Below are 25,124 nucleotides of genomic sequence, written 5' to 3'. Positions count from 1 at the left end.
CCTGGAAAGAGGAGGAGTAATATGAAAATGCATGTATTGGTGATTGACGATGAACCTGCTATTTGCACCGCTCTTAGCTTTGCATTGGAAGATTCCTATCAAGTCGTAACAACTACTGACCCCGATGAGGGTCTTCGAAAGATCGAGAATCAGCACTTTGATATTGTGTTACTTGATTTGAGAATAGGGAATAAAAGTGGACTTGATGTCCTACAGAAAACCAAACAAATAGCACCTAACGTGACAGTCATCATGATGACTGCCTATTCATCCATTGAAACTTCCATCGAGGCTATAAAAAAAGGAGCCTACTACTATATTGAAAAGCCAATTAATATAGAAGAGCTTTCTTTGCTCTTGATGAGGGCAGCCGAATTCAAACAGATTTCCAATCAATTGGAGACATTGCATGAAGAATTAGAGATTCAAAAGAGATTTGGTAACTTCCTTGGTAACAGCAAGGCGATGCAGCGTATTTTCTCAATGATAGAAAGAGTGAAAGATATTGATTCCAGTGTTCTTATCACGGGTGAGAGTGGTACTGGTAAGGAGCTTGTAGCCCGTAACATCCATACGCTGGGAAGAAGGAAAAACAATCCCATGCAGATTGTCAATTGTGCAGCAATTCCTGAGATGCTGCTGGAATCTGAATTATTCGGTTACGAGAAGGGAGCATTTTCCGGTGCAACTCAGAGGAAGGAAGGGAAATTCGTTGCTGCTAATGGAGGCATCCTTTTTCTGGATGAGATTAGTGAAATGCCCCTTCCTCTTCAAGCTAAATTATTAAGGGTATTGCAGGAACGGGAAGTGACGCCACTGGGATCCAATACAAAAATCTCATTGGATGTCCGGATTATAAGTGCAGCCAATAAAAACCTGGAGCAAATGGTGATGGAAGGGGAATTTAGGGAGGATTTGTATTTCAGGCTAAATGTCATTCCCATCTCGATGCCGCCTTTAAGAGATAGAAAAGAAGATTTACCGATCCTTATGGATTATTTTTTAAAAAAGCACGCTAAGGATATGAATCGTGAAGAAAAGACATTCTCGGCAACCGCACGTCGAATTTTACTGGATTATCATTACCCTGGGAATGTCCGTGAGCTTGGTAACATTATAGAATATGCTGTGGCCCTATCAAACTCGAAAAGAATGGAAGAAACCGATTTGCCCCAATATGTACAAGAACAGAAGTTCATTCTCCAGCCGGATGGCAATGACGACGATTTTAACAGTTTTAGGATTCCCATTGGCATTTCCATGAAAGAGATAGAAGAAAAGGTCATAACGGCCACTCTTCAATATTGTAAAAACCATCGACAAAAAACAGCTCAAATCTTAAAAATTTCCGAAAGAAGCCTTCGTGATAAAATCAAGCTCATTTCAAAAGGAGAATAACAGGATTATCGTGTTAACCGGCATTTTTTTCTGTGTAACCGGAAAAAATTGCCGGTTTATACTTGAGTAATACCCAAAAAATCGGCAGGATTTGCGTATTAAAGCAGAAAATCGACTTGGCATGATATTTGCATCTAAATTCATTAAGAAAGGAGGGCCAAGATGAAGAATGGAGCACTCTTTATAAAAGTCGCTTTGTTATTTTGTTTCATGACAGGATGTTCTTTTATGAATGAGCAGCAGGAAATTTCTAAACCTGCTTCTACCTTGATTCAGAGTCAACTAACTTCTGAAGGACAGGATTTAAATAATAGGATGCTAATCATTGGGACTGGAGATATGACAGGTGTTTATTTTTCATTAGGACAAAGATTATCAAATATGTATGAAAAATATAATGGAGCTGTGTCAGGAACCCAGGTAACCGATGCTTCCATCGAAAATACTGAATTGGTTAGCCGCCATCGGGCAGAAATTGGTTTTACCACAGTGGATGTACTGGATTTGCCAGAGACGGATAAATCCAAGTTAAGAGCTTTAACGGCCCTATATTCCAATTATGTTCAAATTGTTACTGCTAAACAAAATGATATGGATTCCTTAGAAGATTTAGTTGGTAAACGCATTAGTGTGGGAACGGCAGGAAGCGGTACAAGACTTATTGCAGAGCGGGTATTGTTAGAATCTGATTTACCGACTGATCAATTGAATTTATCTTATCTTTCTTTTTCACAATCCGCAGAAGCATTACGAAATGGTACCATTGATGCGGCTTTCTTTTCTTCGGGAATTCCGAATAATGAAATCGCTTTCATATCCAAACAAATGGAGCTATCTTTCATTCCAATACCAGGAGACATCATTGAACGTCTTCAGAAACAATATGGAGTTTATACTCATGATGAAATTCCTAGAGATACATACAGGGGAATGAAGAAAAATGTCCAAACTATTTCAATTAAAAACGTCTTGGTAACCTACAAGGAAATGTCTGACCCTCATGCATACAATCTTGTGAAAACATTATATGAACATCTGCCTGAACTGCAGCATACACATCCGGCTGCTTCTGATATTTCAATAGAGGAAGCAACCAAACAAGTTCCACTCGATTTTCATCCAGGAGCCATGAATTATTTTACCGAACAAGGAATTATTGAAAATCAATGAAAAACGGGAGGCAATGACAATGAAAAAACTGATGAGTCTATTATCGATAATAGTATTGATCGCTCTTGCGGGTTGTGGTAACCCCACTCCTCAAAAACCGGGGGAATCCGTACAAACAAGTGCAGGGGAAAAAGGAGAGAAGAAAATTACGATAGCCGGTAATGGCGGTGTCATTGAAAGTGCCATCCGAGATGTGATTGCACCAAAGTTCAAAGAAGAAACGGGAATCACTGTTAATTATATTTCCGGTTTATCAGGTGAAATCCTATCCAAAGTGGAATTACAGAAAAACGCTCCGCAAATAGATGTTGCCCTTTTTGTACCGGTTGATGTAATTCGCGCTCAGGAGAAGGAACTGATCGTACCAATTGATGAGTCCAATGTTCCCAATATGAAATCGGTGGACCCGCGTTTCATTCCGGTTGAAAAGGCGGCCGCACCAGCATTCGGTTTAGTCATTGCACCAGCTTATAATACGGAAACCTTCAAAAAGAAAGGGTTAAAATCAATTGAATCCTGGAATGATCTTGTTTCTCCTGAGTACGAGGGTAAAACGGCATTTTCAGATATTACGAATGATTGGGGCTTCAATACCCTTAATGGTCTGGCGATATCAAACGGCGGCAGTACGGAAGATATGGAGCCGGGTCTAGAAAAGGCTAAAGATCTTGCAGCGTATTCCAATACATTTTATAAAAACTCAACGCAAATGATGCCAGCAATCCAACAAGGAGCTGCTGACGTAACGGTCATGGGAAGTTATTCCATAGGTGAACTAGCCGTTTCAGGCATTCCGATTAAGATGGCCGTGCCTAAAGAAGGCGTGCCGCTTCAAGCCTTCAGCGCAGGTCTAGTGAAAAATACGCCTAATAGCAAAGAAGCCCTTGAATTCATCAACTATGTAATCAGTGAAGAAGCTCAAGCATTAATTTCCGAAAAAGGATTTTATCCTACGGTAGAAGGCATGAAAATCCCAGAGAAATATGAAGAGTCAATCGGTCTTGAAGCAAGTGATAAAACATTCAAACCTGATTTCGCCAAGTTTGCCGAAATCCGTGCCGAGGTGTCAGACAGATGGGCGAAAGAGGTTACTCCTGAATTAGGGAAAAAACTCAAATAAAAGGAGCGTGTTGATCACATGGAAGTATTAAAAAAAGATGTGGAAATTAATAGGCAGCACCTGGAGGCAGTTCAGGGGTTCGGTTCAAATAAAAATGATGTAGAGATAAAAGGCGCGTTTAAACAATTTGGAGCGAATGTTGTCCTCAATGGCATTGACCTGGAGGTGAAACAAGGAGAGTTACTCACTCTTCTTGGGCCTTCCGGGTGCGGAAAGTCAACAACCTTGAACCTCATTGCAGGGTTCCTCGATGCAGATCGGGGCGAGGTTCATATTAAGGGCAATAATGTTACGAAGGTTCCGCCTTATAAGCGAGATTTAGGAATGGTTTTTCAAACTTATTCGCTTTTTCCTCATATGACTGTCTATGAAAATCTTAGTTTTGGCTTGAAGCTGCGCAAGGTCGGTAAAGCTGAGCAAAAAAAGAAAATAAGTAAAGCGCTTGAATTAGTGAAAATGTCAGGATTGGAAAATCGTTATCCACGGGAATTATCTGGAGGGCAGCGTCAGCGTGTTGCGATTTCCAGGGCACTTGTAGTTGAACCGGAGCTCCTTTTGCTTGACGAGCCGCTTTCAAACCTTGATGCAAAGCTGCGCCATGAACTCAGGGCCGAGATAAAGCGTTTACAAAAGGAAATTGGCGTAACCACCATTTTTGTGACTCATGATCAAGAAGAAGCTCTTTCCATGTCTGATCGGGTCGTGGTCATGAATGCAGGGAAAATTGAACAAATCAGTACACCGACTGAGATTTACAATCATCCTAAGACAGAATTCGTCTTTCAATTCATCGGGAAATCGAATTGTTTTGAAGGGAATGTGTCTGCTTTGGATAAGCGGAAAGTTTCAGTCAAGATAGGGCCTGATATCACTCATGTTGATGCAAATAACATCATGGGAAATGATAGTGATTTGAAAACCGGGGATGAGGTGAAGCTTTATATTAGACCAGAAAAACTGCAAATTGTTTCTCTTGATGAAAAAACTACATCTCCTTTGGATTTCCACCGTGCTAAGATCAGCCAAATTAATTATCTTGGTACCTCATGGGAAATCAATGTTCTATTACAGGGGAAAAGTATTCAAGTATTGACTTCCGCTTTCGATTCATCATGGCAAAATGGAAGTGAGGTGTTGATTGGATGGAGCCCATCAGAAGTTATGCTAGTCAAGAAATAGAAAAGGATACGAATCCTATTGAGCCGCAAAAGAAACCTAAAATCAAGAAAAGGAAAGTATGGGTGCCAGGATTACTCCTTTTAACGCCTATTCTACTTTTCATATTCGGTTTCTTTGTCATCCCGATGTTATACATTTTATATTTAAGCTTCATATCCACAGATAATCTGGGAGGAGCGGAGGCAGTTTATAGCTTGAAAAACTATACACAATTATTTTCCGATAGCTATTACTTATCTTCTTTATGGCTGACAGTGAAGATCAGTTTATATTCGGTCTTGGTTGCTTTATTTCTTGGATATCCGGTAGCCTTGACGATGGCCAAAAGTTCAGCGCGGGTCAGAGGGTATATCACTCTCTTGATCGTGTCACCGCTCTTGGTAAGTATTGTTGTCCGTAATTTTGGCTGGTACCTCCTGCTATTGCCTAACGGAACGATTAATCAAACCTTGATGGCCCTTGGCATAATAGATGCACCATTGAAACTATTGTTTTCGGAAATCGGAGTTGTGATCGGGCTTTCCAATGCATATCTTCCTTTCATGATCTTATCCATCGTTGCGAGTCTTTATAATATCGATCCTTCTCTCGATAAGGCAGGAGCCATACTTGGGGCAAGCCCATTCAGAAGGTTCTTTTCGATTACATTGCCGCTAAGTATCCCTGGTATCGTATCTGGCTGCATTCTCGTATTCAGTTTGTCAATGAGTGCTTATGTAACCCCTGCACTGATGGGGGGAGCCAATGTGCCAGTGATGCCTGTTGTCATCTATGATCAAATAAATAACCTGCTGCATTGGACTTTCGGATCTGCACTTTCTTATATTCTATTAGCAACCACTGTCATATCAGTAGCCGTATTTACCAGAGCGTTTGAAAAAGGGAAATTCAAGGAGGTATTCCGATGATGAAAACGTTTGGCGGCCTGCGGATTGCTGTTGCCGTGTTGGCCATTATCTATATCTTGATACCGCTCATTGTCGTTATTCCCGCTTCTTTTACAAGTGCCAATTATCCAAGTTTTCCGGCTGAAGGCTTCTCACTTCAATGGTATGTCAAAATTTTGGAGCGTCCTGAATTTTTGGAAGCATTTTTGAACAGTGCGAAGTTCGCAGCATTAGCTGCCCTTTTCTCCGTCATATTCGGAACTTTGGGTGCCCTTGGCATCGCAAAGTATGATATACCTGGAAAATCGTATATTACGGCCCTATTAACTTCACCATTAAGTGTGCCGCAATTAGTCTTAGGGATTGCACTTTTAATGTACTTTACACCAATGATGCTTGCCGGTACGTCTACAGGATTTTTAATTGCCCATATCGTCATTTGCATACCTTATGTTATGCGGCTCGTCTTAACCGGTTTAAGTGGATTTGATTACAATCTCGAACGGGCTGCTGCCATTCTAGGAGCGAATCCATTAACAGTATTCATGAAAGTGACTCTGCCGCTAATTGGATCCGCGGCCATCTCAGGGGGATTATTCGCATTTTTGACATCATTTGATAATGTAACGGTCTCTCTCTTTATGGTATCACCGGAAATGAGAACGCTGCCGATCGAGATTTTCTCGCAAATGCAGGATGCCTACAATCCAATCGTTGCATCCGTGTCAAGCGTGGTTATTTTCATATCAGTCCTTCTAATCGTAATACTTGAAAAAATTCAAGGTGTCGGGAAAGTTTTTGGCGGTTCCCATCATACAAACGGTTAAAAACGATATATAAGATGTGACAAACGATCATGCTTGCTAAGCTCTGATTTTTTTCGAAGAAAACTCAACTGTACGTTCCATTCAAATGATCGAAACACCTTTTGGCAGCCAATAGAGGTGCCGTTAGGACAGGGACAGAAGGATTAACCTGCTTTGCAATATGCTCCATACTATATTGTGAAAGCAAAATCACTTCTGTCTTTCCATCCAATTGTTCCACCATCTTTTTAACCCGATCATCATGTTCCTTTCTTTTTCCTTGTGATAATAAATGGATGATCCCTGGATCGACCAATGACTCGATCATACATTCCGGATTCTTATTTAATAAGTAATTTTGAAGGGCGATCGGTGTTTCTTTTACGGTTGAAACCAGGCCGATGCTAGTGTAGCGAAGTGCTTCATCAAGCATGGCTTCATCTGAACGAAATAACTTTACAGGATATAGAGGTTGTAAAATTGCAGTGATGTCATTAAAGGCGGAGCAAGTAAGTTGGATGCATGAAACGTCAGACCCATAGGCTATATTTACTAATGAAGAAAAGCGGCGGGTGATTTCCGGAGTTAACTTGCCGCTCTTTTCCATCAAGGGGAGAAGACCCGTGTCCATGAAATGAAGGAGTTCAATGTTCGGAGCAACTGTCCGAAAGGCCACTTCAATTGGTTTTAGTGCAGTAGTGGTTGCGTGAATCAATGCAATTTTCAAAAAAATAACCTCCTTTTTTTCATCATTATATCTAGCAGGATTATAAAATTCCATTATATTACATACAAATAGTTCTTTTCCAACTTACTATTAAGAAAGGAAGTGAAAAGCATGGAGAAAGAAGCCTTGGACGATCTTAGTCAGGTAATACCAGGTGACAGAATGTTCCTTGATTTGGCAGAAAGGTATTGTTATAGCTATGACGCTTCTTTTGGGGAATATTTACCCGAAATCGTTATACAGCCAAAAAATGCGGAGGAAATCAGTAAAGTGGTTAAATTGGCTAATACTCACAAAATACCTGTTTACCCTAGAGGATCTGGAACTTCGCTAAGTGGCGGCCCTTTACCTGTTAAAGGGGGGATGGTTCTTGATATGACCCTTTTACGGGATAAATTGATCATTGATCGGGAAAATATGCTTGCCATTGTCTCTCCAGGTGTGATTACGGCAAATATTCATAAAAAGGCTGAAGAAGCCGGCTTGTTCTATCCGCCGGATCCAAGCAGCTCCAATGTAGCCACTATAGGCGGGAATCTATTAGAAAACTCCAGCGGGCCAAAGGGATTGAAATACGGAACGACAAAAGAATATGTGATAGGCCTGGAGGTGGTAACCCCGACGGGAGAAATCATTCGTACTGGCGGAAAGACCGTAAAAAATGTAACAGGGTATGATTTGACCCGATTGATCGTGGGATCGGAAGGTACTTTGGGCATCGTTACTGAGGCAATCATCCGCTTAATACCAAAACCTCAATCTAAACAAACATTTGTCGCCCATTTCAATCATTTGATAGACTCTGGCCATGCCATTACCAGCATTTTATCGTCAGGAATTCTACCATCTGCACTGGAATTGATGGATAATGCTTGCATCCGTGCAGTTGAAAGCTATCGGCCTTCCGGTTTGCCTCTTCAGGCAGAAGCCATTTTGATCATAGAAATAGATGGTCACCCATTGGCGATTGAGGAAGAAATCAATAAATGCGCCAATATATGCAGGGCGGAAGGTGCTTCCTATGTCAAGATAGCGGAGACAGAGGAGGAACGACAAACGATTTGGAGTGCGCGTAAATTGGTCTCCCCGGCCATTACACAAATGGGTCCTACAAAAATTTCTGAAGACGCGACCGTTCCACGCAGTCAAATACCGGCGATGATGGAGAGATTAAACAATATCCGGGAGAAATACGGGTTGAACTTGGTTGTATTCGGCCATGCAGGAGATGGCAATTTACATCCTAACATCATTACTGATAAACGAAATATTACGGAAATGAAAAAAGTGGAGCTTGCAGTCAGTGAAATTTTTGAAGCAGCAATCGAACTAGGCGGAACCCTTTCCGGAGAACATGGCATCGGTACTTTAAAGTCACCATATATGGAAATGGAATTAGGAATAACAGGGGTGAATATGATGAAAAAAATAAAAGAAGCATGGGATCCCAATAATATCCTGAATCCAGGTAAGATTTTTCCTGATAAAGGCCAGACAAGGGTCGTGTTGGTTACATGAATCTACCTGTCAAAGCGAACGAGACAAATGCAGCGCTCCAAAATTTATATTCTAATGCCTATGATTGGACAAACCAATGCGTAAAATGCGGTTACTGTTTACCAGCATGTCCTACATATGAATCAATGGGTGTAGAATCCGCCTCTCCACGCGGTCGAATCAATCTAGTGAAAATGGCAGCCGAAGGAAAAATAGATTTCCAAAAAGATTTAGCTGAACCGATCGACCTATGCTTGGGCTGTCGTGCTTGTGAAACAGCATGTCCTGTCGGTGTGCCATACGGACATATACTGGAAGCGGCAAAAGAAGCCATTGAAAACTCCCCATCAGCAAACCAAAAAAATAATATGACCAAGATCAAAAAAATGGCATTGGTTCATCTTTTTCCATATCCAAAACGAATGAATAGGATTGGAAGTGCAGTACATCTCTATCAAAAAACAGGCTTATCCAAGCTTATCCGTTCAACAAATGTACTGCAAAAGGTTTCCCCTGCCCTTGCACATTTAGAACAAGCACTACCAGCCATCGAGCCGTCCTCCAAACGAATCCGGACAGGTATGATAATGCCAGCAAAAGGGGAAACGAAATTAAAGGTGGCTTTTTTTACTGGGTGTATCATGGATTCCATGATGTCACGAATAAACCGCCTTACCATTGAGTTGCTCACCTTAGCGGGTTGTGAGGTCATTCTCCCTGAAAATCAGAATTGCTGCGGTGCCCTGCATTCCCATCAAGGTGAAATAAAACAAGCGAAAGCGTTGGCAAAGAGGAATATCCAGGCCTTCATGAAAACAGATGCGGATGTCATTGTAAATAACGCAGGAGGCTGCGGCGCCACGCTTCTTGAATATGGACATCTATTGTCAGATGATCGCGAATGGGCTGGGGCGGCAAGGGTTTTTTCGGAAAAATCAAAAGATATCAGTCAAGTTCTTCATCAATTGGGGCCGCTTCCCTTTACTGAAGAATGGCAAGGCATCGTATCTTATCAAGATTCATGTCATTTACGCAATGTTCAAAAGGTCCAAAAGGAACCTCGTTTATTATTGCAATCCATACCAGGGGTTTCCTATGTGGAAATGGAAGGGTTTGACCGCTGCTGTGCATCAGGAGGAATTTACAATCTTCTCCACTTTGATGAATCCATGAAAATTCTTGATGAGAAAATGAAGAACTTAAAAGAAACCAAAGCAACAACCGTAGTGACGGTTAACCCTGGCTGCCAAATGCAAATGAACATTGGCATCCAGAGGGAGGGAGCGGCGAACCAAATGAAAAGTATGCACCTTGTTGAAATACTTGCCAAGGCTTGTGGCTTGGATTGAAAGGATGCTTAAACTTCATAGTAGGGATTACTTGTCAGTATTTTCTTCTCTTATGAGAAAATACTGACGTTTTTATGTTAGGAACTTGATCATTCTCCATTGATGATGTAAGGCGAAAAATGTCTTTGCAGATCAATATTGCAGCGCCATATATACGGATGGAAGATTGTAAGGAAGCTTTTTCTTTAAAACTATCGGTGCAGGTTAGTTTACAGTATGTTAGCTGTACGTTACATACTTATAAAAAATCCGTTCAATTTTCTGAACGGATGGAATCAAATAAGATGTTTTGGTAAATGAAATTAAATTCCTGTTTTTATGCCAAAACCAATTAATATTAAGCCTGTTGATTTTTGGAATGCTTTTTGGAATTTGGAGTTGTTCATCCATTTTTTTGCATAATCAATTAGATAAACAAGAAATAGAAACCACAATACAGCGAGTAAGGTTAATATGAAAGCTAATATAATCAATTGCTGGTTTACATTTCCGTTCAAATTGATAAATTGCGGCATGATTGTAATATAAACTAAAACGGTCTTTGGATTAAGAATATTATTAAGTAATGCTTGCATAAAGGAATCTTTATTATGCCGATTTGAATGCTTTGCAGGTGTATTTGCTTGTGCTTGAATTTCCTTTAAAGAAAAGACGCTTTTAGAAAAAAAACTTTTTATTCCTAAATAAATTAAATAGGCGGCTCCCAAATATTTGATTGCACTGAAAAGAATCACAGACTTTGCAATCACAACAGATAGTCCAAGGATTGCAATAAGCGTCCAAAAAGAAAGTCCCGTTGCCATTCCGAGAACCGTATACCGTCCCGCTTTTGTACCATGGCTAAGCGTGTTTTTCACTAAGAGCATAGTATCTGCTCCTGGTATAATAACCATCATTGCAACAATTGATATGTATGTAAGTAAGCTATCCATACTATTTCTCCCTTACTTCTTATTAGTTGCTACTTAAGTAACTACTTATGTAAGTATATTAGATGAAAATGGAAAGCGTCAACAGATTTTGTTAAAATATTAGTTACAAAGGTAGCGACTAAGGTTGTTTTGGAGGGATTATGAAAGAAAACATTTTAGAAACATTAAAAAATCTAAATTTTACCGAATATGAAGCGAAAGCATATCTTACCTTATTGGAAGAATCGCCATTAACAGGCTATGCAGTCGCAAAAAACTCCGGTGTACCACGTTCAAGAATATATGAAATTCTGGACAGTCTCGCAATAAGAGGAGATATTCTGGTTAGTCCTGGAAACACACCTCAATATACGCCTGTACCTGCAAAGGAGCTAATAAAAAACCGTCGGATAAAAGCAGAAGAGAATTTTGAACGGGCAGAAAAATCATTAGCGGAGTTTGAACGTTCTGCAAATGACCGTGAAAATATATGGAATATCATGGGACGCAATGAAATACTCGATAAGGTAAAAGCTTGTATATTATCTGCTAAAAAAAGAATACTTTTAGAGATATGGGAAGACGAATTCGAAGAATTAGAGTATGAACTGAGACAGGCAGCAAATAAAGGAGTCAATGTAACAATTATTGCCTATGGGGAAATCGTCTGTGATTTTGCTAATGTTTACCTCCATTATATGGGCTATGCAATTACAGAAGAGTATGGCGGACGATGGCTTGTTATCAGTGGAGATGATTCAGAAGTAGTAGCAGGCATTGTTTCGCTTGGCAAAGATAGCCGTGCAGCATGGACCATGCATGTAGGATTAGTGATGCCCATTACAGAAGTTATGATCCATGATTTGTATCTGATGGAAATCATGGAGAAGCATAGAGAACTATTAGAAGAAAGTTTTGGTGAAAACCTCGCCGATTTACGTAAAAAGTTTTCTATCCATCCAGATTATAAAAAACATTACGTGGACTAGATTTGTGCTTTTAATATCTGCATACTTCATAGTCAACTATAGGGGCATGAATCCAGGCAGGATTTATGCCTTTTACTGTTGAAGCTACTTATTGAGCTATAGGTGCAGGTAAGTTTGTAGAAGCAAAGCATCACACCCCTGGCACCTGACTGATTGAGGATACAACAGATGAATAACAAATTTAACTATATTAAAATATAGAAAAGGGTATAATAAGGAATGTAATAAACCATTCCTGGTAATGGGATTATTGTAGTATCGGATTAACATTTTTGATATCCGGATTACTAAGACAGAAGGAGAAATGATTCATTTGAACAACAAAGAAACAAAGGGTATCGAGTTACCTGCCAACTATGAGGAATTAAAAAAATCTGCCAATCGCAAATCTAATTGGAGAGAACGTTTAGATGCGATCGAAGAATTAGGTCAGTCAAAAAATAAACAAGTAATCGACATTATCACAAATATCATGAGTAATGATTCTGTATATAAAGTTCAAGAGGCCGCCTACCGTCAATTGAAAAGTTTAGGTGAAAATGTTCAATTGCCAGCAAGGAAAAAAGGAGAGTTGGTTAAAGGTTTGACCAAAATCTTAGTCAGGATCAAGAAGAGTTTACCAGAAAATCACACATATACTGAATTCAAAGAGAAACTCCAGAAGATGAGAATGGATATATATGATACATATGAGGGTGAAAAAGGAGCTGACTTTGATAAATGGCTTGAAAATACGTGGTCAGCTTTATCGAAAAGATAAAAGTATAAACAAATAAGCAATAGTTGATAAAGGAGCAAAGTTTTTGCTCCTTTTTCTTATGTGTAAAACAAAGTTTTAGCTATAGTATGCTAATATATTTAAAAGAGGAAGTATTTGGCTGCTTGCTTTAACTTGAAAACCGATAAATACATACGAATTCAGGGGAGAAAAGATGACAGATTATATTGAACTTTGGAAACAGGCGATGGCAGATCATACAGGAAACATACCTAACAGGCTAAAGGATGATGCTGCAGAAGAAGCTTTTTGGGCTTCCAAGGTTGCAGCGAAAAAACAACATAAAGCGGACCCTTATGCAAAACTTGTGCAGCAAGAGTTATTGGCATTATTAAAACAGGATGATCATGTATTGGAAATCGGCCCTGGATGGGGTAATTATACATTTGAAATTGCAAAAGAAGTCAGGAGACTAACTTGTATAGATAGTTCCAAAAGCATTATTAATTTTTTGGAATCCCAGGCGAACGAAAAAGGTTTCGAAAACATGGAGTTGATTCATGATAAGTGGGAAAGTGAGACCAAAAAGGTCAAATATGATGTAGTATTTGGTTTTAACTGTTATTACCGTATGACAGAAATCGGTCAAACCTTATTAAAAATGAATGATTCTGCAGCTCGATTAGTGATAGTAGGTATGACAACCGGACCAGAAAAACCTCATTATATGGAATTGAAGCAACGAGGATATACGATCAATTTAAGAAAACGGGATTACATACACATCTTGAATGTTTTGTATCAACTTGGAATACTGGCGGACTGTAAGATCGTTAAATTGAAAAGTAAAAAAATCTATTCCACCTATGAAGAAGTGATCCGAGATAATACCACAAAAATTCTTGATGATCATTTTTCTTATGATGAAGTAAAAACGGTCCTAAATAAATATGTGGTGGAAAAAGAGGGAGTTTTCGAATACGAATATCCGTTTCATGCAGCTTTGATGTATTGGAATCCAAGGTTAAATTAACAATTTGATTACCTTTTTCACTGAGTTCTTTACCTTCTTTTTGAGGTACTTCAGGAAAAAGGTATTTTTTCTGTTGGATATTCGCAAAATAATATTAACAAGGCTACAAAAATTGATGATAAAACGGAGTGTGAATGATAAATGAAAGAAATATCCGAAAAGAGATTTTGTGAAACTTGTAAAAAAGAGACAGTTCATACAGTAACTGAAGATGCATTGGAAATAGAATATTCATGTAATGAGTGCGGTCAGCACCAAGACATTTTCAAGACATTTTTTTAGAAACACCGAATTTCACATGATATGGTCAGTAAATTGAAGAAGTATCCATTTCATTTGCGAAAACTATCTAATCTTTGTGAGTTCCAGGAGCATTAAACTAAAATGCCGTAAGTCTCAGTCTAGTGTTCTAAGAATTTAAAAATACATACTATGGATATTCAGAAAAATAGAACTTTTTTTCAGTGAATCGTTGTAAATCTTAAAGCTCGAGGACTCATGGTAGAAGGATTACTTTCATCATTCCAAAAGAAATGTTTTTACTATGGAAGGATTCCCTTTTATCATGTGAAAATGTGCTTGATGTTTTAAGAAAGGATCAAAGATTTAAATTTTCTATAATTTCTTTCTACGGCACGCAATATGTGATATATTGCATATTATATATCTGTATTTTAAGGAGGGATAGCCGTTGAAGCATACAAATTCATCTCAAAAAATAAAACGTACTTCTGTACGTGAAGAAGCATACATGATCTTGCGGGATTGGATTGTGCAGGGAATCCTAACGCCAGGCCAGCAATTACGCGATAAAGAATTAGCCGAGCAGTTGGGAGTAAGCAGAACCCCAATAAGAGAAGCACTATTAAGGCTTGAGGATGAGGGATTTGTCGAGACCAAGCCGAGCCGTTCAACTATTGTTTCCCCTATTAGATTCGATGGGGTATTAGACATATACTCCATTGTTTGGACACTGGAAAAGCTGGCTATGGAACAGGCTTTTGATTTCATTGAAGAAAAACACTTAATAGAAATGGAAGCCATCAATCATGAAGTGAAAAAAGCAATCGACGAAGGAAATCAAATAGTCGCCGTTCAGAAAGATAATGACTTTCATTCCATTTACATCAATCTTTCTACAAATGATGAATTGAAGCGGATTCTATCGGGACTTAAACAAAAACTTATACGAATGGAACTGTTTTATTTCAATCAGGTAAGTGATGTTCACTTTTCCGTTGATGAGCATGCACAGATTATACAGGCATTAAGGAATGAAAATCTCACTATGGTGCTTAAGGTGATAGAAAAGAATTGGAAAGAAAGTTATTTAAGAATTCAAGCCCATACGGAACGTGTAAAAAGCGGGGTAGAAAAAAATGAGTAATGATACTTTAGTTGCTATATCACCTTCAAGAAACAAAGGGATTGCACTAGTACTGACTGGCGCTGCGTTATGGGGAGTGTCAGGGACGGCAGCTCAATATCTGTTTCAGCAGCAAGGTTTCAGTCCTGAGTGGCTCACTGTTGTACGCTTGTTGCTATCTGGAATCATCTTATTGGGTGTCGCTTATAAGAATGAAAGGCTGAAAGTTTTTGAGATTTGGAGAACCAAAAAAGAGGCGCTTCATATTATCCTTTTTGCCATTCTGGGAATGCTCGCTGTTCAATACACATATTTTGCAGCGATTGAACATGGCAACGCAGCCACTGCCACTGTCCTTCAATATTTGGCACCGGCCCTGATCACTTGTTATTTAGCCATTCGCTCCAAACGTTTTCCAAGCATTACAGTGAGTGTAGCTGTGATCATAGCGATTTTAGGCACCTTTTTGCTTGTGACGGGAGGAAGCATACGTACATTATCCATTTCCGGGTGGGCAGTATTTTGGGGAGTAACATCAGCCTTTGCATTGGCATTCTATACATTGCAGCCGTATAAACTCCTTTCTAGATGGGGAGCGATGATTGTTGTGGGATGGGGCATGTTGATTGGAGGCATATGCTTTAGCATCATCCATCCCCCATGGGCATTTGAAGGCAATTGGACGTTACCTTCATTTTCAGCGGTTTTATTCATCATCATTTTTGGTACGATCATTGCTTTTTATTTTTATTTGGAAAGTACCAAATTCATCTCGGCTGCTGAGGTAAGTTTATTTGCTTCGGTTGAACCATTATCCGCAACCTTAATATCCGTTTTCTGGCTGAATGTAACATTTGGCTTTGCCGAGTGGCTTGGCACGCTTTGCATTATTAGCACCATTACGATTTTATCGATCGTAAAAGACAAGTAATGTCAGATCTAATTAAACTAGGCGAAAAAAATTAATAATCCACCGTGTGAGTGGATGAAGCACGAACATATATTTCTTAAAAAAGCAATTACACTTCATGTGAATTGCTTTTTTTGTATTTTACGAGTATTACGCAACATTTGGCTATTCAAAGGCCGTTATCGAAGAAAAGGAATCTTCAGCAATAAATGGGACGCAGGCTGAGGTCATTCAACAACTGAAAATGGACCTATTTGAATTGTATAGAGATCCTGAACTTAATGTTAAACCGGCTCAACTAGAAAAGCGCGGTGGAGCGTATTACAGCGAAGCGGCCTGCAGTCTCATCAATTCGATTTACAATGATAAGCGGGATATTCAGCCAGTCAATATACGCAATTACGGGGCGATAGCGAGTATTCCAGATGAATCAGCCAATGAATCTGGTCACCAAAGAAGGGCCAAGACCAATCAGCATTGGCGATCTGCCAGTAGCAGTCCGGGATTGGTCCAGCAAATTAATTCTTTTGAAAGGATCGCTGCTGAAGCTGTCACAGGAGATTATCATAAAGCTTTAGTGGCGATGACCATAAATCCTATAGTACCATCAGACACCATTGCCAAAAAATACTGGATGAAATGCTCGAAGCGCATAAAGGAGACCTGCTGAAATTTTAATGAAGTGAAATCATGACTTAAATCAACGCTTTTAGCTTTTGGACCAAAATAGATCACTCCCTGTTAGATTCTGATCCGGTAGTGATCTATTTTATTAAGGATTCATTCTATCTGCACTACTGATATCCCAAGTGAGTCATTATATTAAGATTCATGGACAGTAACTATCTCCCAATAAAATTAATGGGACAATTGTGCAAACGTTCTAGCAAGGGCCTTCATATACTAGCCTTAACGGAGACATTACATCAAAGATAAAGAGGAGATTAAAATGAATAATAAGAATGGGATGCAAGACGAAAGCCGAACGTTTAACGGCGGAGATATCTGGGACCAAATTGGTCTCAGGGAAATTAAGGCACTCAAGCATAAAGTCCTTCATGAAGGGATTAGCAAATATCAGGATATCAATGTAGTGGAAGCTAAAGATATAAGAATGTATCTCAATGAACAACTGCAGTTCTCATCATTGGATGAACGCATCTATCATGAGGCACTCGTTCATCCTGCGATGGCTCTGTCTAAAAAACGGACACGCGTCTTAATTTTAGGGGGAGGAGATGGACTAGCCCTTCGAGAAGTCCTCAAGTACAGTGATGTCAAACGTGTTGATCTTGTTGATATCGATTCGGAAATCATTAAAGTAGCAAAGAAAGTTCGCAAGATTGTAGAGCTTAACGAGGGATCATTCCTTGATAAACGTGTAAAAGTTCATATCCAGGACGCCCAGAAATACGTTTCGTCAAATACTCGCAAATATAATGTGATCATTGTGGATTTCCCGGACCCAGCAAATGAAATCTTAGCCAAATTATACACAAAAGAGCTTTTTAGCCATCTATACAGTTTCCTTGCAGATGAAGGCGTACTCGTCTGTCAATCCAATTCACCGGATGATGCCCCGCTCGTTTATTGGAGTATAGGACAGACAATCGGGAGTGTTGGGTTCGATGTCATGAGTTACCACACAATCGTTCCATCTTTTGGTGACTGGGGCTTTCATATAGCTGCAAAGAAATTCAGGACGAAACGCATGGATAAACTTTCAATTAATGTCCCCTATGGAACTCTTCCAAAAGATTTATCTTCTTTGTTTCAATTTAAGAATTATCACTTTTATGGGCGTATCTATGCCAAAGTAAATACACTTGATCAACTCACACTTCATAGCTTTTATCAGCAGGAAATGGATAATTGAAATCTATTTTAGGGATTCGCCAACTTTTATTTATTATGTTGGCGATATTTTTTGAATAATTTTAAAGATATCTCCAAATGTTATACATACTCCCGTAAGTAAATAAATGACTTAATTATTTGTGATTTTGCGGATTTTTAAAAAGGTTGTCCAACCGCAATCACTCATACATGCATAAACTGTAATAATTAAATAGTAATGGAGTGTGCCACACTTATGGATATAAGTGATTTGGGCCCATTGATTGATAGAGAAGGGGGAACAAACATTGGAAACTAAAGGATTCCATGTCATTATTGATGCGTTTAACTGTAAATCTAGTATTCTTGATGACGCAAAGGAACTAGAAAAACAATTGAATCATACAGCAGAGCGGTTGGAAATGATTGTCTTGAATCGCAGCTTTCATAAATTTGAACCATATGGTGTTACAGGAACGCTAATACTATCCACCTCACATATGTCCATTCATACATGGCCAGAGAAGAATTATGCTGCCATTGATATTTATACTTGCGGAAAAAAGAATCCATTTCATGAGATACAAAATATTCTACAATATTTAGGTGCTGAATACGCAGTCGTATATAATGTTTCCAGAGGAGCGGAGTATATGGCAGAGCAGTCTGTCCGCATAATCCGAAATGAAAAAAACTAGTCACAAACCGTGAAAAACCTCACCAGCTCAAAAGTAATATTAGTGTTGGAACGGATTATAACGAATCCCTTGTTGTGATTATTTCAAGCGAGGGGAGAGGGTGAATGTTTTTCCCTTTCCCAAATACATAAAAATGTTTGCGGCGATAGGCGTAAACTGCAGGAAACTTGTTGTATTCATGTACTAGTAATCTATCTACTAGAGTGAACTCCATCATGATAAATGGCAACGACTTATAAAATAAAGTTGCTGCCATTAAAGGTCTTATTTTATTAGGGAGGACTTGGAATTCCTTCTAAGATATTGTTATTTGGAAAGCTTTCCTACCCCTACTAACAAATTTAATAAAATCATTACGAAACATTGAGATTGAGTTTTAGAAGGGTTTATCGTATATCTATATAATGCTGCAGTACCTTTGACGGGAAGAATTTGAGGGGCAATGGTCGTAAGGATACAATAATGGCAGGGGGCATAGTTAAATTCTGTTGTGCTTGCTTTAAACAGTTGTACATTGCTTTACCGCCAACTGAATTGGCAGAGTGAATAGTAATGCGATTGGCAAATAGTTTTTCTTTGACCATCTTTTGAACAAGCATAAAACCATTCCTGGTTTTATTTAATAAGTCATGGTCCAAAGAGAGATGTTCAATATCAAAGTTTTGCAATAGCTCTATACATTCGTCAATAGTCTCGACTAACACATAGCCATCGGGTGCTTTCCGATAGTCATCCAGAAAAACGCTGATTTTCTCCATTTAATGCACTCCTTTCCTAATACATGTGTGACTAAGAAAAGTCAATTAAACCCAAGAAAATATGGTTTTATCTATTAAGTCTAACACAACAAAGTAAGAAGGGGGCATATTCGACGTTAAAGACTAATATACGACAGGTTTCCAATAAAAAACTTATTGTCCAACTCCATCTAAATATCCTTTGTTAAATATGGTACAAAACATCTAAAAGTTAATGGTTGTAATAATTTGGGTAAAAGGTAATATCTTGACTAAAAGGAGAAGTGATATGTTACATCCAGACGAGATTTACCTTGTACTTAGGGACAAAACGCTGCTGTTGGAGTTAAAGGAACAAATTAATGACTATCATATTTCCTACTTATCAATGATTAATGATCAGCTTATATTGATTGATGATGCACTAAAAGAATGTAACGTTGATTACTACACTATGTCAAAAGGATAAAAACAACATTTACTTATATAGGGGATCAATTTTTTAACTATAATAAAACCAGCTTAGCGCCCTCTGAGAAAGGCGCTTTTTTAATGTCAAATTTAATTGGTCACCTAAAAAGATCAGGTATACCTCCATGTTCTGGTTAGTTATATCGCGAGCGGACGCTTATTTATCACCTTCAGCATTACGTTGATGGTCTTTTTCATTTTGATAAGCAGCAATTTTGGCGTCATCTCCAATGCTTTCAAGTGTAGCCGTGGCCATCTGTTCTCTAATGCGAAGGATATGGGCATCCATTAATTGCTTGGCTTTGTCCGCTTCTTTTAGTGCGATAGAATGGTAGATTTCTTTATGTTCTTGAAGCGTTTCTTGAAAATGACCCGGTTTTGCGAAACGATGTCGCCTGGTGGCACGGATAGTATCTTTCATTTGATCACTAAGGGTATGGACCAATCCAGCAAATATGGAATTGTTTGTGGCTTGTGCGATACTATAGTGGAAATGTAAATCTGCTCGCAAACCTAATTCTTCATCATGTTCCGACCGTGCCATTTCTTCTAGAGCTTTAAGGATATTTTGTAAATCAAGAGAGTTTGCTCTCTGTGCAGCAAGAAAAGCACATTCGGTTTCAATTACTCGACGGACTTCAAGCATTTCATAGACCATGTTGTCTTCAGCTTTGATGATTGAGGTGGATAGCTGTTCGATCAGTGACTGAACATCAGATTTTCTGATAAATGTCCCATCACCTGGTCTGACCTCAATGACTCCGTTAATTTCCAATACTCGAAGGGCCTCTCTGATTGATGTTCGACTCACTTTAAAACGGTTGGACAACTCCCGTTCAGGGGGTAATTTATCTCCTGGTTTCAATTCACCGCTAATAAAAGATTCCCTAATTTGATTGAAGATGATTTCGTACACTTTTGGGGATTTAACTGGTATAGAATCCATTACTTCCTTCACATCCTTCAACATCAACCCTAAAATCATGTTGGTACGACTAATAGTCGAATAATTTTAACAAGCATTCTTTTATGAATCAAGGGGAAGCGCAATTTTATAACAAAACAAATAATTATTTTAAAAAATCAAACATTAAAATTGGTTAGACCAATAATAGATATAGTTTCAGTCATTCTCGTTCATTTGGAAATTCCAGGTGATTTCATTTTGCTAATACGGGTGGGGAACCATCTATAATCACTAACATTATAAGCATTTGTGAATGGAGAATTCTAATAAAAGGATAATTGTTGAAAAAGTCAAAAAATTTAGTATAATGAAAATTGGTTAGACCAATTATGTAATGATAAAGAATGGTCCATGTCGAACCATTCATAAATGGAAGCGATATCAATTTAAGTTAGTAAGGAGGGGGAAACCATTTATTAATACAATACTAATTCTTGGTATGGAGCGACCAAAACTTTTGATAGGACAAAAATAGAGGTTATAGCAGAAAGAAGGAGAATTGAATGGAAGCGGCTAGTGTAAATTTGATCAATGCTTTAAAGGAAGTTCTTTCGGAAAATCAAGTGACAGAAAACCAGACTGTGAGAGAATTACACGGAAGAGATGAGTCATATCATGCTGTAAGTCTTCCTGATATTGTTGTATTTCCAGAAACAACACAGCAAGTAAGTGAAATTGTGAAATTAGCAAATATGTTCAAAATCCCGATGGTTCCTTTTGGTTTGGGATCAAGCCTCGAGGGGCATGTCATACCTTACCATCAAGGCATAACCATTGATTTTTCACTAATGAATAAAATCCTTGAAGTGCGTGAAAACGATTTTCTCGTTAAGGTTCAGCCTGGCGTAACGCGATCGCAATTAAACAAAGAACTGAAAAAATACGGTTTGTTTTTTTCAGTGGATCCGGGTGCTGATGCAACTCTTGGCGGAATGGCTGCAACAAATGCCAGTGGAACGACATCAGTTAAATATGGTGTGATGCGTGACCAAGTCCGCGATCTTGAAGTGGTTCTTGCAGATGGTTCCATTATTCATACTGGCAATTTGGCCGCTAAATCGTCATCTGGTTACCATCTAAACGGTCTTTTTGTTGGATCTGAGGGAACGCTAGGCTGCTTTACGGAATTGACGTTAAGAGTTTACGGAATTCCTGAACACGTTATGGCGGCAAGAGCATCATTTCCGGAATTGACCAATGCGGTAGAAGCTGTTGTTTCCATTTTGCAGTCAGGTGTTCCAATCGCAAGGGTGGAGCTTGTCGATGAACCATCAATGAAGCAGGTTAACCTCTATAGTGATACAAGCTATAACGAAGCGCCTACACTATTTTTGGAGTTTCATGGTAATGAAGCAGGTTTGAAGCAAGATGTAGAGTTCACTAAAGAAATAGTAGCAGAACATAATTGTCTCGATATTGAATTTGAGACAGATAATGCTGCCAGGAACCGCCTATGGGAAGCTCGCCATAATCTTGCCTATGCTTATATTCAAGGCAATCCTGGGAAGAAACTGATGGTGACTGATGTCTGCCTTCCGATTTCAGAGCTATCTGGTGCAATTCACCATGCAAGGGAAGCTGTTGATTTACTAGGCCTTACCGGTGGGATCGTCGGCCATGTAGGCGATGGGAACTATCACGTGCTCTTAATGATCGATAACAAAAATCAGGAAGAACTAAAAAGAGCTGAACAGCTAAATGAACAAATTGTCCTATATGCCCTTGATCGTAACGGAACATGCACTGGTGAACATGGAGTTGGGGTCGGTAAACAAAAATATCAGAAAAAAGAACATGGGAACTCTCTGTTTGTGATGGAAAAAATTAAAGAAGCCCTTGATCCAGATAATTTATTAAATCCTAGTAAAATATTCATGCAAGAAAGAGTGTGATGAAATGAAAGTATTGGAAGCATTCAGTGCATTAGCAGGCAAATATTTTGCTGTCTGGGTTATCTTAATTTCCGTCATTGCCTTTATTTTTCCAGAGCCATTTTTGGGATTGGGGGGATATATTACAATATTGCTTGGCGTTGTAATGTTTGGTATGGGGCTTACATTGAAGGCCGTTGATTTTAAAATCATCATTACTAAACCACTGCCCGTGATAATTGGGGTTTGCGCCCAGTTTATCATCATGCCATCTGTGGCATTCCTTATTGCGAAACTCATGAATTTACCAGCAGAATTAGCTGCAGGACTGGTTTTGCTCGGCTGTGTACCAGGCGGAACAGCCTCTAACGTTATGGTTTATCTGGCAAAAGGCAATGTACCTTTGTCGATAGCTATGACTTCGGTATCAACTTTACTGGCTCCAATCATGACGCCACTGCTTCTGCTTTTGCTCGCAGGACAATGGATGCCTGTTGATTTTTTTGATATGTTTAAGTCCATTATCCAAGTCATCCTTCTTCCGATTGTTTTAGGTTTGGCCATTAAGCGGTTTTTCCCTGTAATAGTTGAAAAAAGCTTAACCGTTTTACCGCTTATTTCGGTAGCAGCTATCATTACGATTGTAAGCGCAGTAGTCTCAGGCAATGCAACTAGCATTGCTGCATCCGGGTTCCTAATTTTCACTGCCGTAATGCTTCACAACGGATTTGGGCTGCTGTTCGGTTACTTAGCAGCGAAAGTGCTTGGACTTGATGAAGTGAATAGAAGAGCAATTTCGATTGAGGTAGGCATGCAGAACTCAGGGTTGGGCGTTGCGCTTGCTACTGCACATTTTGGTCCTCTGGCGGCACTTCCAAGTGTCCTGGCTGCTGCATGGCACAACATATCCGGACCAATTCTCGCGACTTACTGGTCTAAAAAGTCTGCTGACGACAGTAGTATAGAGGAAGCGCCAGTTCATCCGGTAGAGAACAAACTTTAATTATATTTAAGTTAAAAAAGATCCTATGCTTCCAGCTGGGATTTTTTTTGCTGCTGCAATTTTGTCCAGGAAGGCATGTGAAGGGGCAAAAAATCATGAATGAATTCTAGAATTCATCAATGAATAAGAGAGCCATTCTGTTCAAACTCTCCTATATCAAGCATGTAGTAAATAGTTTTAACAGGCAGAATACAAATATCAATAAAAAAAATAAATGAAGTACTAGAACAAAATTATCTTTTATAGGAAGTTCCAAGTGACAGAATCAATCAAAAAGACATTAAGATATTGAGAAGAAGGGGGAGTCTAATTCCCTTTTACTCTAACTAAAACTCGTTTGATTTTCTATATTAACTTGCTCCCATATTAAATCCACTATTTCTTGGCACCTCATTCTTGAAGTTTCAATTAATTTAAACATTAATTCATCATATTTTAAGTGCAAATTGCGACGTTGTAGTGTCCGTGTATTAATACTTTTATAGAAAAACAGCTTACATAGGACGATGTGAGCTCATCTAAGTCCAATTTACCGTTCAACAGGGTAAGTAGAACCATTATCATGAATATTAAAATCCCATATATCAATAATAAAAAGGTGTTTTTAAACTTTGGAAGGAGATGGTGTTATGAAAAAATTATTGTTGATGGGTTTCATTTTTTTATTTCCTCTAAACATGGTGTCTGGAACAACCAGTGCATACGCTAAACCGCAGGTACAAAGTGTTAGTCAATCTGAGGTAAAGTTCGCAAATGAATTCAGGAAACTTTGGATTGATCATGTATTGTGGACAAGTAATTACATTACAAGTGCAACGACAGCTGGAGCGGAGGATCAAAAACAGGTATTGGCCAGGCTTCTGAAAAATCAGGAGGATATTGGAAATGCTATAAAGCCAGTATACGGAGAGAAAGCCGGGAACAAACTTACGGATTTGCTTAAGGAGCATATTGTTATTGCGGGAAAGATTGTAGATGCGGCTAAAAGTGGAAATGAGGTCTTGGTGAAACAGCTAAATAAAGAATGGTATAGAAATGCTGATGAAATCGCAGCTTTCCTTAGCGGTGCCAATCCCTATTTAAAAAATGAAGATCTAAAAAATTTGCTTTATATGCATTTGAAATTAGTGACAAATGATTTAACTGCAAGCTTAGCAAAAAATTGGAACGGAAGAATCGTTTCAATTGACGAAGGGGTCACACATATAATCCTAATGGCAGATACTATCTCTGCGGGAGTTGTAAAGCAGTTTCCGGATAAGTTTAAATGATAATGAAAAAACCTCCAGCATTCTGTTGGAGGATTTTTCATTATGAGAGGCATTTACCTTTGTTTATATAACTGGTTCAAGCAAATACCGCATAGTTGATATGTATGGGATAGTATCCTATGCATATCAACTAAACAATATCTATTAGATGGATCGTATACTAGCGTTTACGATAGTCTGTCTTTAGTGGAGTAGAAGGAAAACAAATAA

24 protein-coding genes are annotated in these 25,124 nt (G+C 38.8%); 20 read left to right on the top strand and 4 right to left on the bottom strand.

Features of this window, described 5'->3' with window-relative positions; all coding sequences use genetic code 11:
- The first annotated feature begins 21 nt into the window (after positions 1–21).
- The 6 genes from ACWF5P_RS14040 to ACWF5P_RS14015 all read left to right on the top strand — a co-directional run bounded on the left by ACWF5P_RS14040 (position 22) and on the right by ACWF5P_RS14015 (position 6,581).
- Positions 22–1,398 (top strand): sigma 54-interacting transcriptional regulator, encoded by a 1,377-nt coding sequence (locus ACWF5P_RS14040; RefSeq protein ID WP_434166951.1) that lies wholly within the window; start codon positions 22–24, stop codon positions 1,396–1,398.
- A gap of 162 nt (positions 1,399–1,560) precedes the next feature.
- Complete coding sequence (locus ACWF5P_RS14035) at positions 1,561–2,568, top strand: TAXI family TRAP transporter solute-binding subunit (protein ID WP_260357689.1); 1,008 nt, start codon at positions 1,561–1,563, stop codon at positions 2,566–2,568.
- A 19-nt stretch (positions 2,569–2,587) separates the two neighbouring features.
- Complete coding sequence (locus tag ACWF5P_RS14030) at positions 2,588–3,688, top strand: ABC transporter substrate-binding protein (protein ID WP_101222183.1); 1,101 nt, start codon at positions 2,588–2,590, stop codon at positions 3,686–3,688.
- A gap of 18 nt (positions 3,689–3,706) precedes the next feature.
- A complete protein-coding gene (locus ACWF5P_RS14025) occupies positions 3,707–4,867 on the top strand; it encodes a polyamine ABC transporter ATP-binding protein (protein WP_434166950.1) in 1,161 nt (386 codons plus the stop codon).
- Positions 4,831–5,775 (top strand): ABC transporter permease, encoded by a 945-nt coding sequence (locus ACWF5P_RS14020; protein WP_260357687.1) that lies wholly within the window; start codon positions 4,831–4,833, stop codon positions 5,773–5,775. The genes ACWF5P_RS14025 and ACWF5P_RS14020 overlap by 37 nt, the downstream gene beginning before the upstream one ends.
- Positions 5,775–6,581, top strand: a complete 807-nt coding sequence (locus ACWF5P_RS14015; protein ID WP_434169668.1) for an ABC transporter permease subunit — start codon at positions 5,775–5,777, stop codon at positions 6,579–6,581. Before ACWF5P_RS14020 ends, ACWF5P_RS14015 begins: the two co-directional genes overlap by 1 nt.
- A gap of 64 nt (positions 6,582–6,645) precedes the next feature.
- On the opposite strand, the gene ACWF5P_RS14010 is transcribed toward ACWF5P_RS14015, so the two are convergent.
- Complete coding sequence (locus ACWF5P_RS14010) at positions 6,646–7,287, bottom strand: hypothetical protein (protein WP_452444982.1); 642 nt, start codon at positions 7,285–7,287, stop codon at positions 6,646–6,648.
- A 111-nt stretch (positions 7,288–7,398) separates the two neighbouring features.
- Between ACWF5P_RS14010 and ACWF5P_RS14005 the strand changes: the two genes are divergently transcribed.
- Both ACWF5P_RS14005 and ACWF5P_RS14000 read left to right on the top strand, forming a co-directional pair.
- Complete coding sequence (locus ACWF5P_RS14005; RefSeq protein WP_434166948.1) at positions 7,399–8,805, top strand: FAD-linked oxidase C-terminal domain-containing protein; 1,407 nt, start codon at positions 7,399–7,401, stop codon at positions 8,803–8,805.
- Positions 8,802–10,133 carry a heterodisulfide reductase-related iron-sulfur binding cluster gene (locus ACWF5P_RS14000; protein WP_434166947.1) on the top strand — a complete coding sequence of 444 codons (1,332 nt, stop codon included), beginning with the start codon at positions 8,802–8,804 and terminating at the stop codon, positions 10,131–10,133. The genes ACWF5P_RS14005 and ACWF5P_RS14000 overlap by 4 nt, the downstream gene beginning before the upstream one ends.
- Before the next feature lie 302 nt (positions 10,134–10,435).
- Here the strand turns inward: ACWF5P_RS14000 and ACWF5P_RS13995 are convergent, their stop codons facing one another.
- On the bottom strand, positions 10,436–11,065 hold the full coding sequence (locus tag ACWF5P_RS13995) for a homoserine/threonine efflux transporter (protein ID WP_434166946.1): 630 nt from the start codon (positions 11,063–11,065) through the stop codon (positions 10,436–10,438).
- A gap of 140 nt (positions 11,066–11,205) precedes the next feature.
- Between ACWF5P_RS13995 and ACWF5P_RS13990 the strand changes: the two genes are divergently transcribed.
- From ACWF5P_RS13990 to speD, 8 genes are all read left to right on the top strand, one after another.
- On the top strand, positions 11,206–12,033 hold the full coding sequence (locus ACWF5P_RS13990) for a TrmB family transcriptional regulator (RefSeq protein WP_101222176.1): 828 nt from the start codon (positions 11,206–11,208) through the stop codon (positions 12,031–12,033).
- Positions 12,034–12,337: 304 nt separating this feature from the next.
- Positions 12,338–12,793 carry a HEAT repeat domain-containing protein gene (locus ACWF5P_RS13985; protein WP_434166944.1) on the top strand — a complete coding sequence of 152 codons (456 nt, stop codon included), beginning with the start codon at positions 12,338–12,340 and terminating at the stop codon, positions 12,791–12,793.
- A gap of 172 nt (positions 12,794–12,965) precedes the next feature.
- Positions 12,966–13,784 carry a methyltransferase domain-containing protein gene (locus tag ACWF5P_RS13980; protein ID WP_434166943.1) on the top strand — a complete coding sequence of 273 codons (819 nt, stop codon included), beginning with the start codon at positions 12,966–12,968 and terminating at the stop codon, positions 13,782–13,784.
- Between the two features lie 691 nt (positions 13,785–14,475).
- Positions 14,476–15,171: a GntR family transcriptional regulator gene (locus ACWF5P_RS13975; RefSeq protein ID WP_434169586.1), complete on the top strand. Its 696-nt coding sequence runs from the start codon at positions 14,476–14,478 to the stop codon at positions 15,169–15,171.
- Entirely contained in the window at positions 15,164–16,081 is a 918-nt protein-coding gene (locus ACWF5P_RS13970) for a DMT family transporter (RefSeq protein WP_452444981.1), read from the top strand. The genes ACWF5P_RS13975 and ACWF5P_RS13970 overlap by 8 nt, the downstream gene beginning before the upstream one ends.
- Positions 16,082–16,184: 103 nt before the next feature.
- Positions 16,185–16,730, top strand: coding sequence for a family 4 glycosyl hydrolase (locus ACWF5P_RS13965; protein WP_434169667.1), 546 nt, complete (start codon positions 16,185–16,187; stop codon positions 16,728–16,730).
- Between the two features lie 279 nt (positions 16,731–17,009).
- A complete protein-coding gene (locus ACWF5P_RS13960; RefSeq protein ID WP_434169584.1) occupies positions 17,010–17,936 on the top strand; it encodes a spermine/spermidine synthase domain-containing protein in 927 nt (308 codons plus the stop codon).
- A gap of 268 nt (positions 17,937–18,204) precedes the next feature.
- Entirely contained in the window at positions 18,205–18,594 is a 390-nt protein-coding gene (speD, locus tag ACWF5P_RS13955; RefSeq protein WP_157830986.1) for an adenosylmethionine decarboxylase, read from the top strand.
- Between the two features lie 386 nt (positions 18,595–18,980).
- Here the strand turns inward: speD and ACWF5P_RS13950 are convergent, their stop codons facing one another.
- Positions 18,981–19,352, bottom strand: a complete 372-nt coding sequence (locus ACWF5P_RS13950; protein ID WP_096339513.1) for a cyclic-phosphate processing receiver domain-containing protein — start codon at positions 19,350–19,352, stop codon at positions 18,981–18,983.
- 268 nt (positions 19,353–19,620) lie between these two features.
- Between ACWF5P_RS13950 and ACWF5P_RS13945 the strand changes: the two genes are divergently transcribed.
- The gene (locus tag ACWF5P_RS13945) at positions 19,621–19,800 is read left to right on the top strand and encodes a hypothetical protein (RefSeq protein ID WP_101222167.1); all 180 of its coding nucleotides are present in this window, start codon (positions 19,621–19,623) and stop codon (positions 19,798–19,800) included.
- 159 nt (positions 19,801–19,959) lie between these two features.
- Here ACWF5P_RS13945 and ACWF5P_RS13940 read toward each other — a convergent pair whose 3' ends face one another.
- Positions 19,960–20,748: a FadR/GntR family transcriptional regulator gene (locus tag ACWF5P_RS13940; protein ID WP_230175957.1), complete on the bottom strand. Its 789-nt coding sequence runs from the start codon at positions 20,746–20,748 to the stop codon at positions 19,960–19,962.
- A 524-nt stretch (positions 20,749–21,272) separates the two neighbouring features.
- Between ACWF5P_RS13940 and ACWF5P_RS13935 the strand changes: the two genes are divergently transcribed.
- From ACWF5P_RS13935 to ACWF5P_RS13925, 3 genes are all read left to right on the top strand, one after another.
- Positions 21,273–22,661 (top strand): FAD-linked oxidase C-terminal domain-containing protein, encoded by a 1,389-nt coding sequence (locus ACWF5P_RS13935; RefSeq protein ID WP_434169583.1) that lies wholly within the window; start codon positions 21,273–21,275, stop codon positions 22,659–22,661.
- A 4-nt stretch (positions 22,662–22,665) separates the two neighbouring features.
- Complete coding sequence (locus ACWF5P_RS13930; RefSeq protein WP_101222164.1) at positions 22,666–23,643, top strand: bile acid:sodium symporter family protein; 978 nt, start codon at positions 22,666–22,668, stop codon at positions 23,641–23,643.
- A gap of 629 nt (positions 23,644–24,272) precedes the next feature.
- Positions 24,273–24,914 carry a glycosyltransferase gene (locus ACWF5P_RS13925; protein WP_402937023.1) on the top strand — a complete coding sequence of 214 codons (642 nt, stop codon included), beginning with the start codon at positions 24,273–24,275 and terminating at the stop codon, positions 24,912–24,914.
- Positions 24,915–25,124: the final 210 nt, after the last annotated feature.

Source organism: Peribacillus sp. NPDC055009, from assembly GCF_053608705.1.
Note: the sequence above shows the minus strand (reverse complement) of the source record. Positions and strands in the feature narration are given on the sequence as shown.

Coding starts and splice junctions, on each gene's coding strand:
- ACWF5P_RS13930 (WP_101222164.1), top strand. CDS start 22,666: ATGAAAGTATTGGAAGCATTCAGTGCATTAGCAGGCAAATATTTTGCT.
- ACWF5P_RS13935 (WP_434169583.1), top strand. CDS start 21,273: ATGGAAGCGGCTAGTGTAAATTTGATCAATGCTTTAAAGGAAGTTCTT.
- ACWF5P_RS13980 (WP_434166943.1), top strand. CDS start 12,966: ATGACAGATTATATTGAACTTTGGAAACAGGCGATGGCAGATCATACA.
- ACWF5P_RS14020 (WP_260357687.1), top strand. CDS start 4,831: ATGGAGCCCATCAGAAGTTATGCTAGTCAAGAAATAGAAAAGGATACG.
- ACWF5P_RS13950 (WP_096339513.1), bottom strand. CDS start 19,352: ATGGAGAAAATCAGCGTTTTTCTGGATGACTATCGGAAAGCACCCGAT.
- ACWF5P_RS13945 (WP_101222167.1), top strand. CDS start 19,621: ATGTTACATCCAGACGAGATTTACCTTGTACTTAGGGACAAAACGCTG.
- ACWF5P_RS13995 (WP_434166946.1), bottom strand. CDS start 11,065: ATGGATAGCTTACTTACATACATATCAATTGTTGCAATGATGGTTATT.
- ACWF5P_RS14035 (WP_260357689.1), top strand. CDS start 1,561: ATGAAGAATGGAGCACTCTTTATAAAAGTCGCTTTGTTATTTTGTTTC.
- ACWF5P_RS13990 (WP_101222176.1), top strand. CDS start 11,206: ATGAAAGAAAACATTTTAGAAACATTAAAAAATCTAAATTTTACCGAA.
- ACWF5P_RS14025 (WP_434166950.1), top strand. CDS start 3,707: ATGGAAGTATTAAAAAAAGATGTGGAAATTAATAGGCAGCACCTGGAG.
- ACWF5P_RS13940 (WP_230175957.1), bottom strand. CDS start 20,748: ATGGATTCTATACCAGTTAAATCCCCAAAAGTGTACGAAATCATCTTC.
- ACWF5P_RS13960 (WP_434169584.1), top strand. CDS start 17,010: ATGAATAATAAGAATGGGATGCAAGACGAAAGCCGAACGTTTAACGGC.
- ACWF5P_RS13985 (WP_434166944.1), top strand. CDS start 12,338: ATGATTCATTTGAACAACAAAGAAACAAAGGGTATCGAGTTACCTGCC.
- ACWF5P_RS14000 (WP_434166947.1), top strand. CDS start 8,802: ATGAATCTACCTGTCAAAGCGAACGAGACAAATGCAGCGCTCCAAAAT.
- ACWF5P_RS14015 (WP_434169668.1), top strand. CDS start 5,775: ATGAAAACGTTTGGCGGCCTGCGGATTGCTGTTGCCGTGTTGGCCATT.
- ACWF5P_RS14030 (WP_101222183.1), top strand. CDS start 2,588: ATGAAAAAACTGATGAGTCTATTATCGATAATAGTATTGATCGCTCTT.
- ACWF5P_RS14005 (WP_434166948.1), top strand. CDS start 7,399: ATGGAGAAAGAAGCCTTGGACGATCTTAGTCAGGTAATACCAGGTGAC.
- ACWF5P_RS14040 (WP_434166951.1), top strand. CDS start 22: ATGAAAATGCATGTATTGGTGATTGACGATGAACCTGCTATTTGCACC.
- ACWF5P_RS13970 (WP_452444981.1), top strand. CDS start 15,164: ATGAGTAATGATACTTTAGTTGCTATATCACCTTCAAGAAACAAAGGG.
- ACWF5P_RS13925 (WP_402937023.1), top strand. CDS start 24,273: ATGAAAAAATTATTGTTGATGGGTTTCATTTTTTTATTTCCTCTAAAC.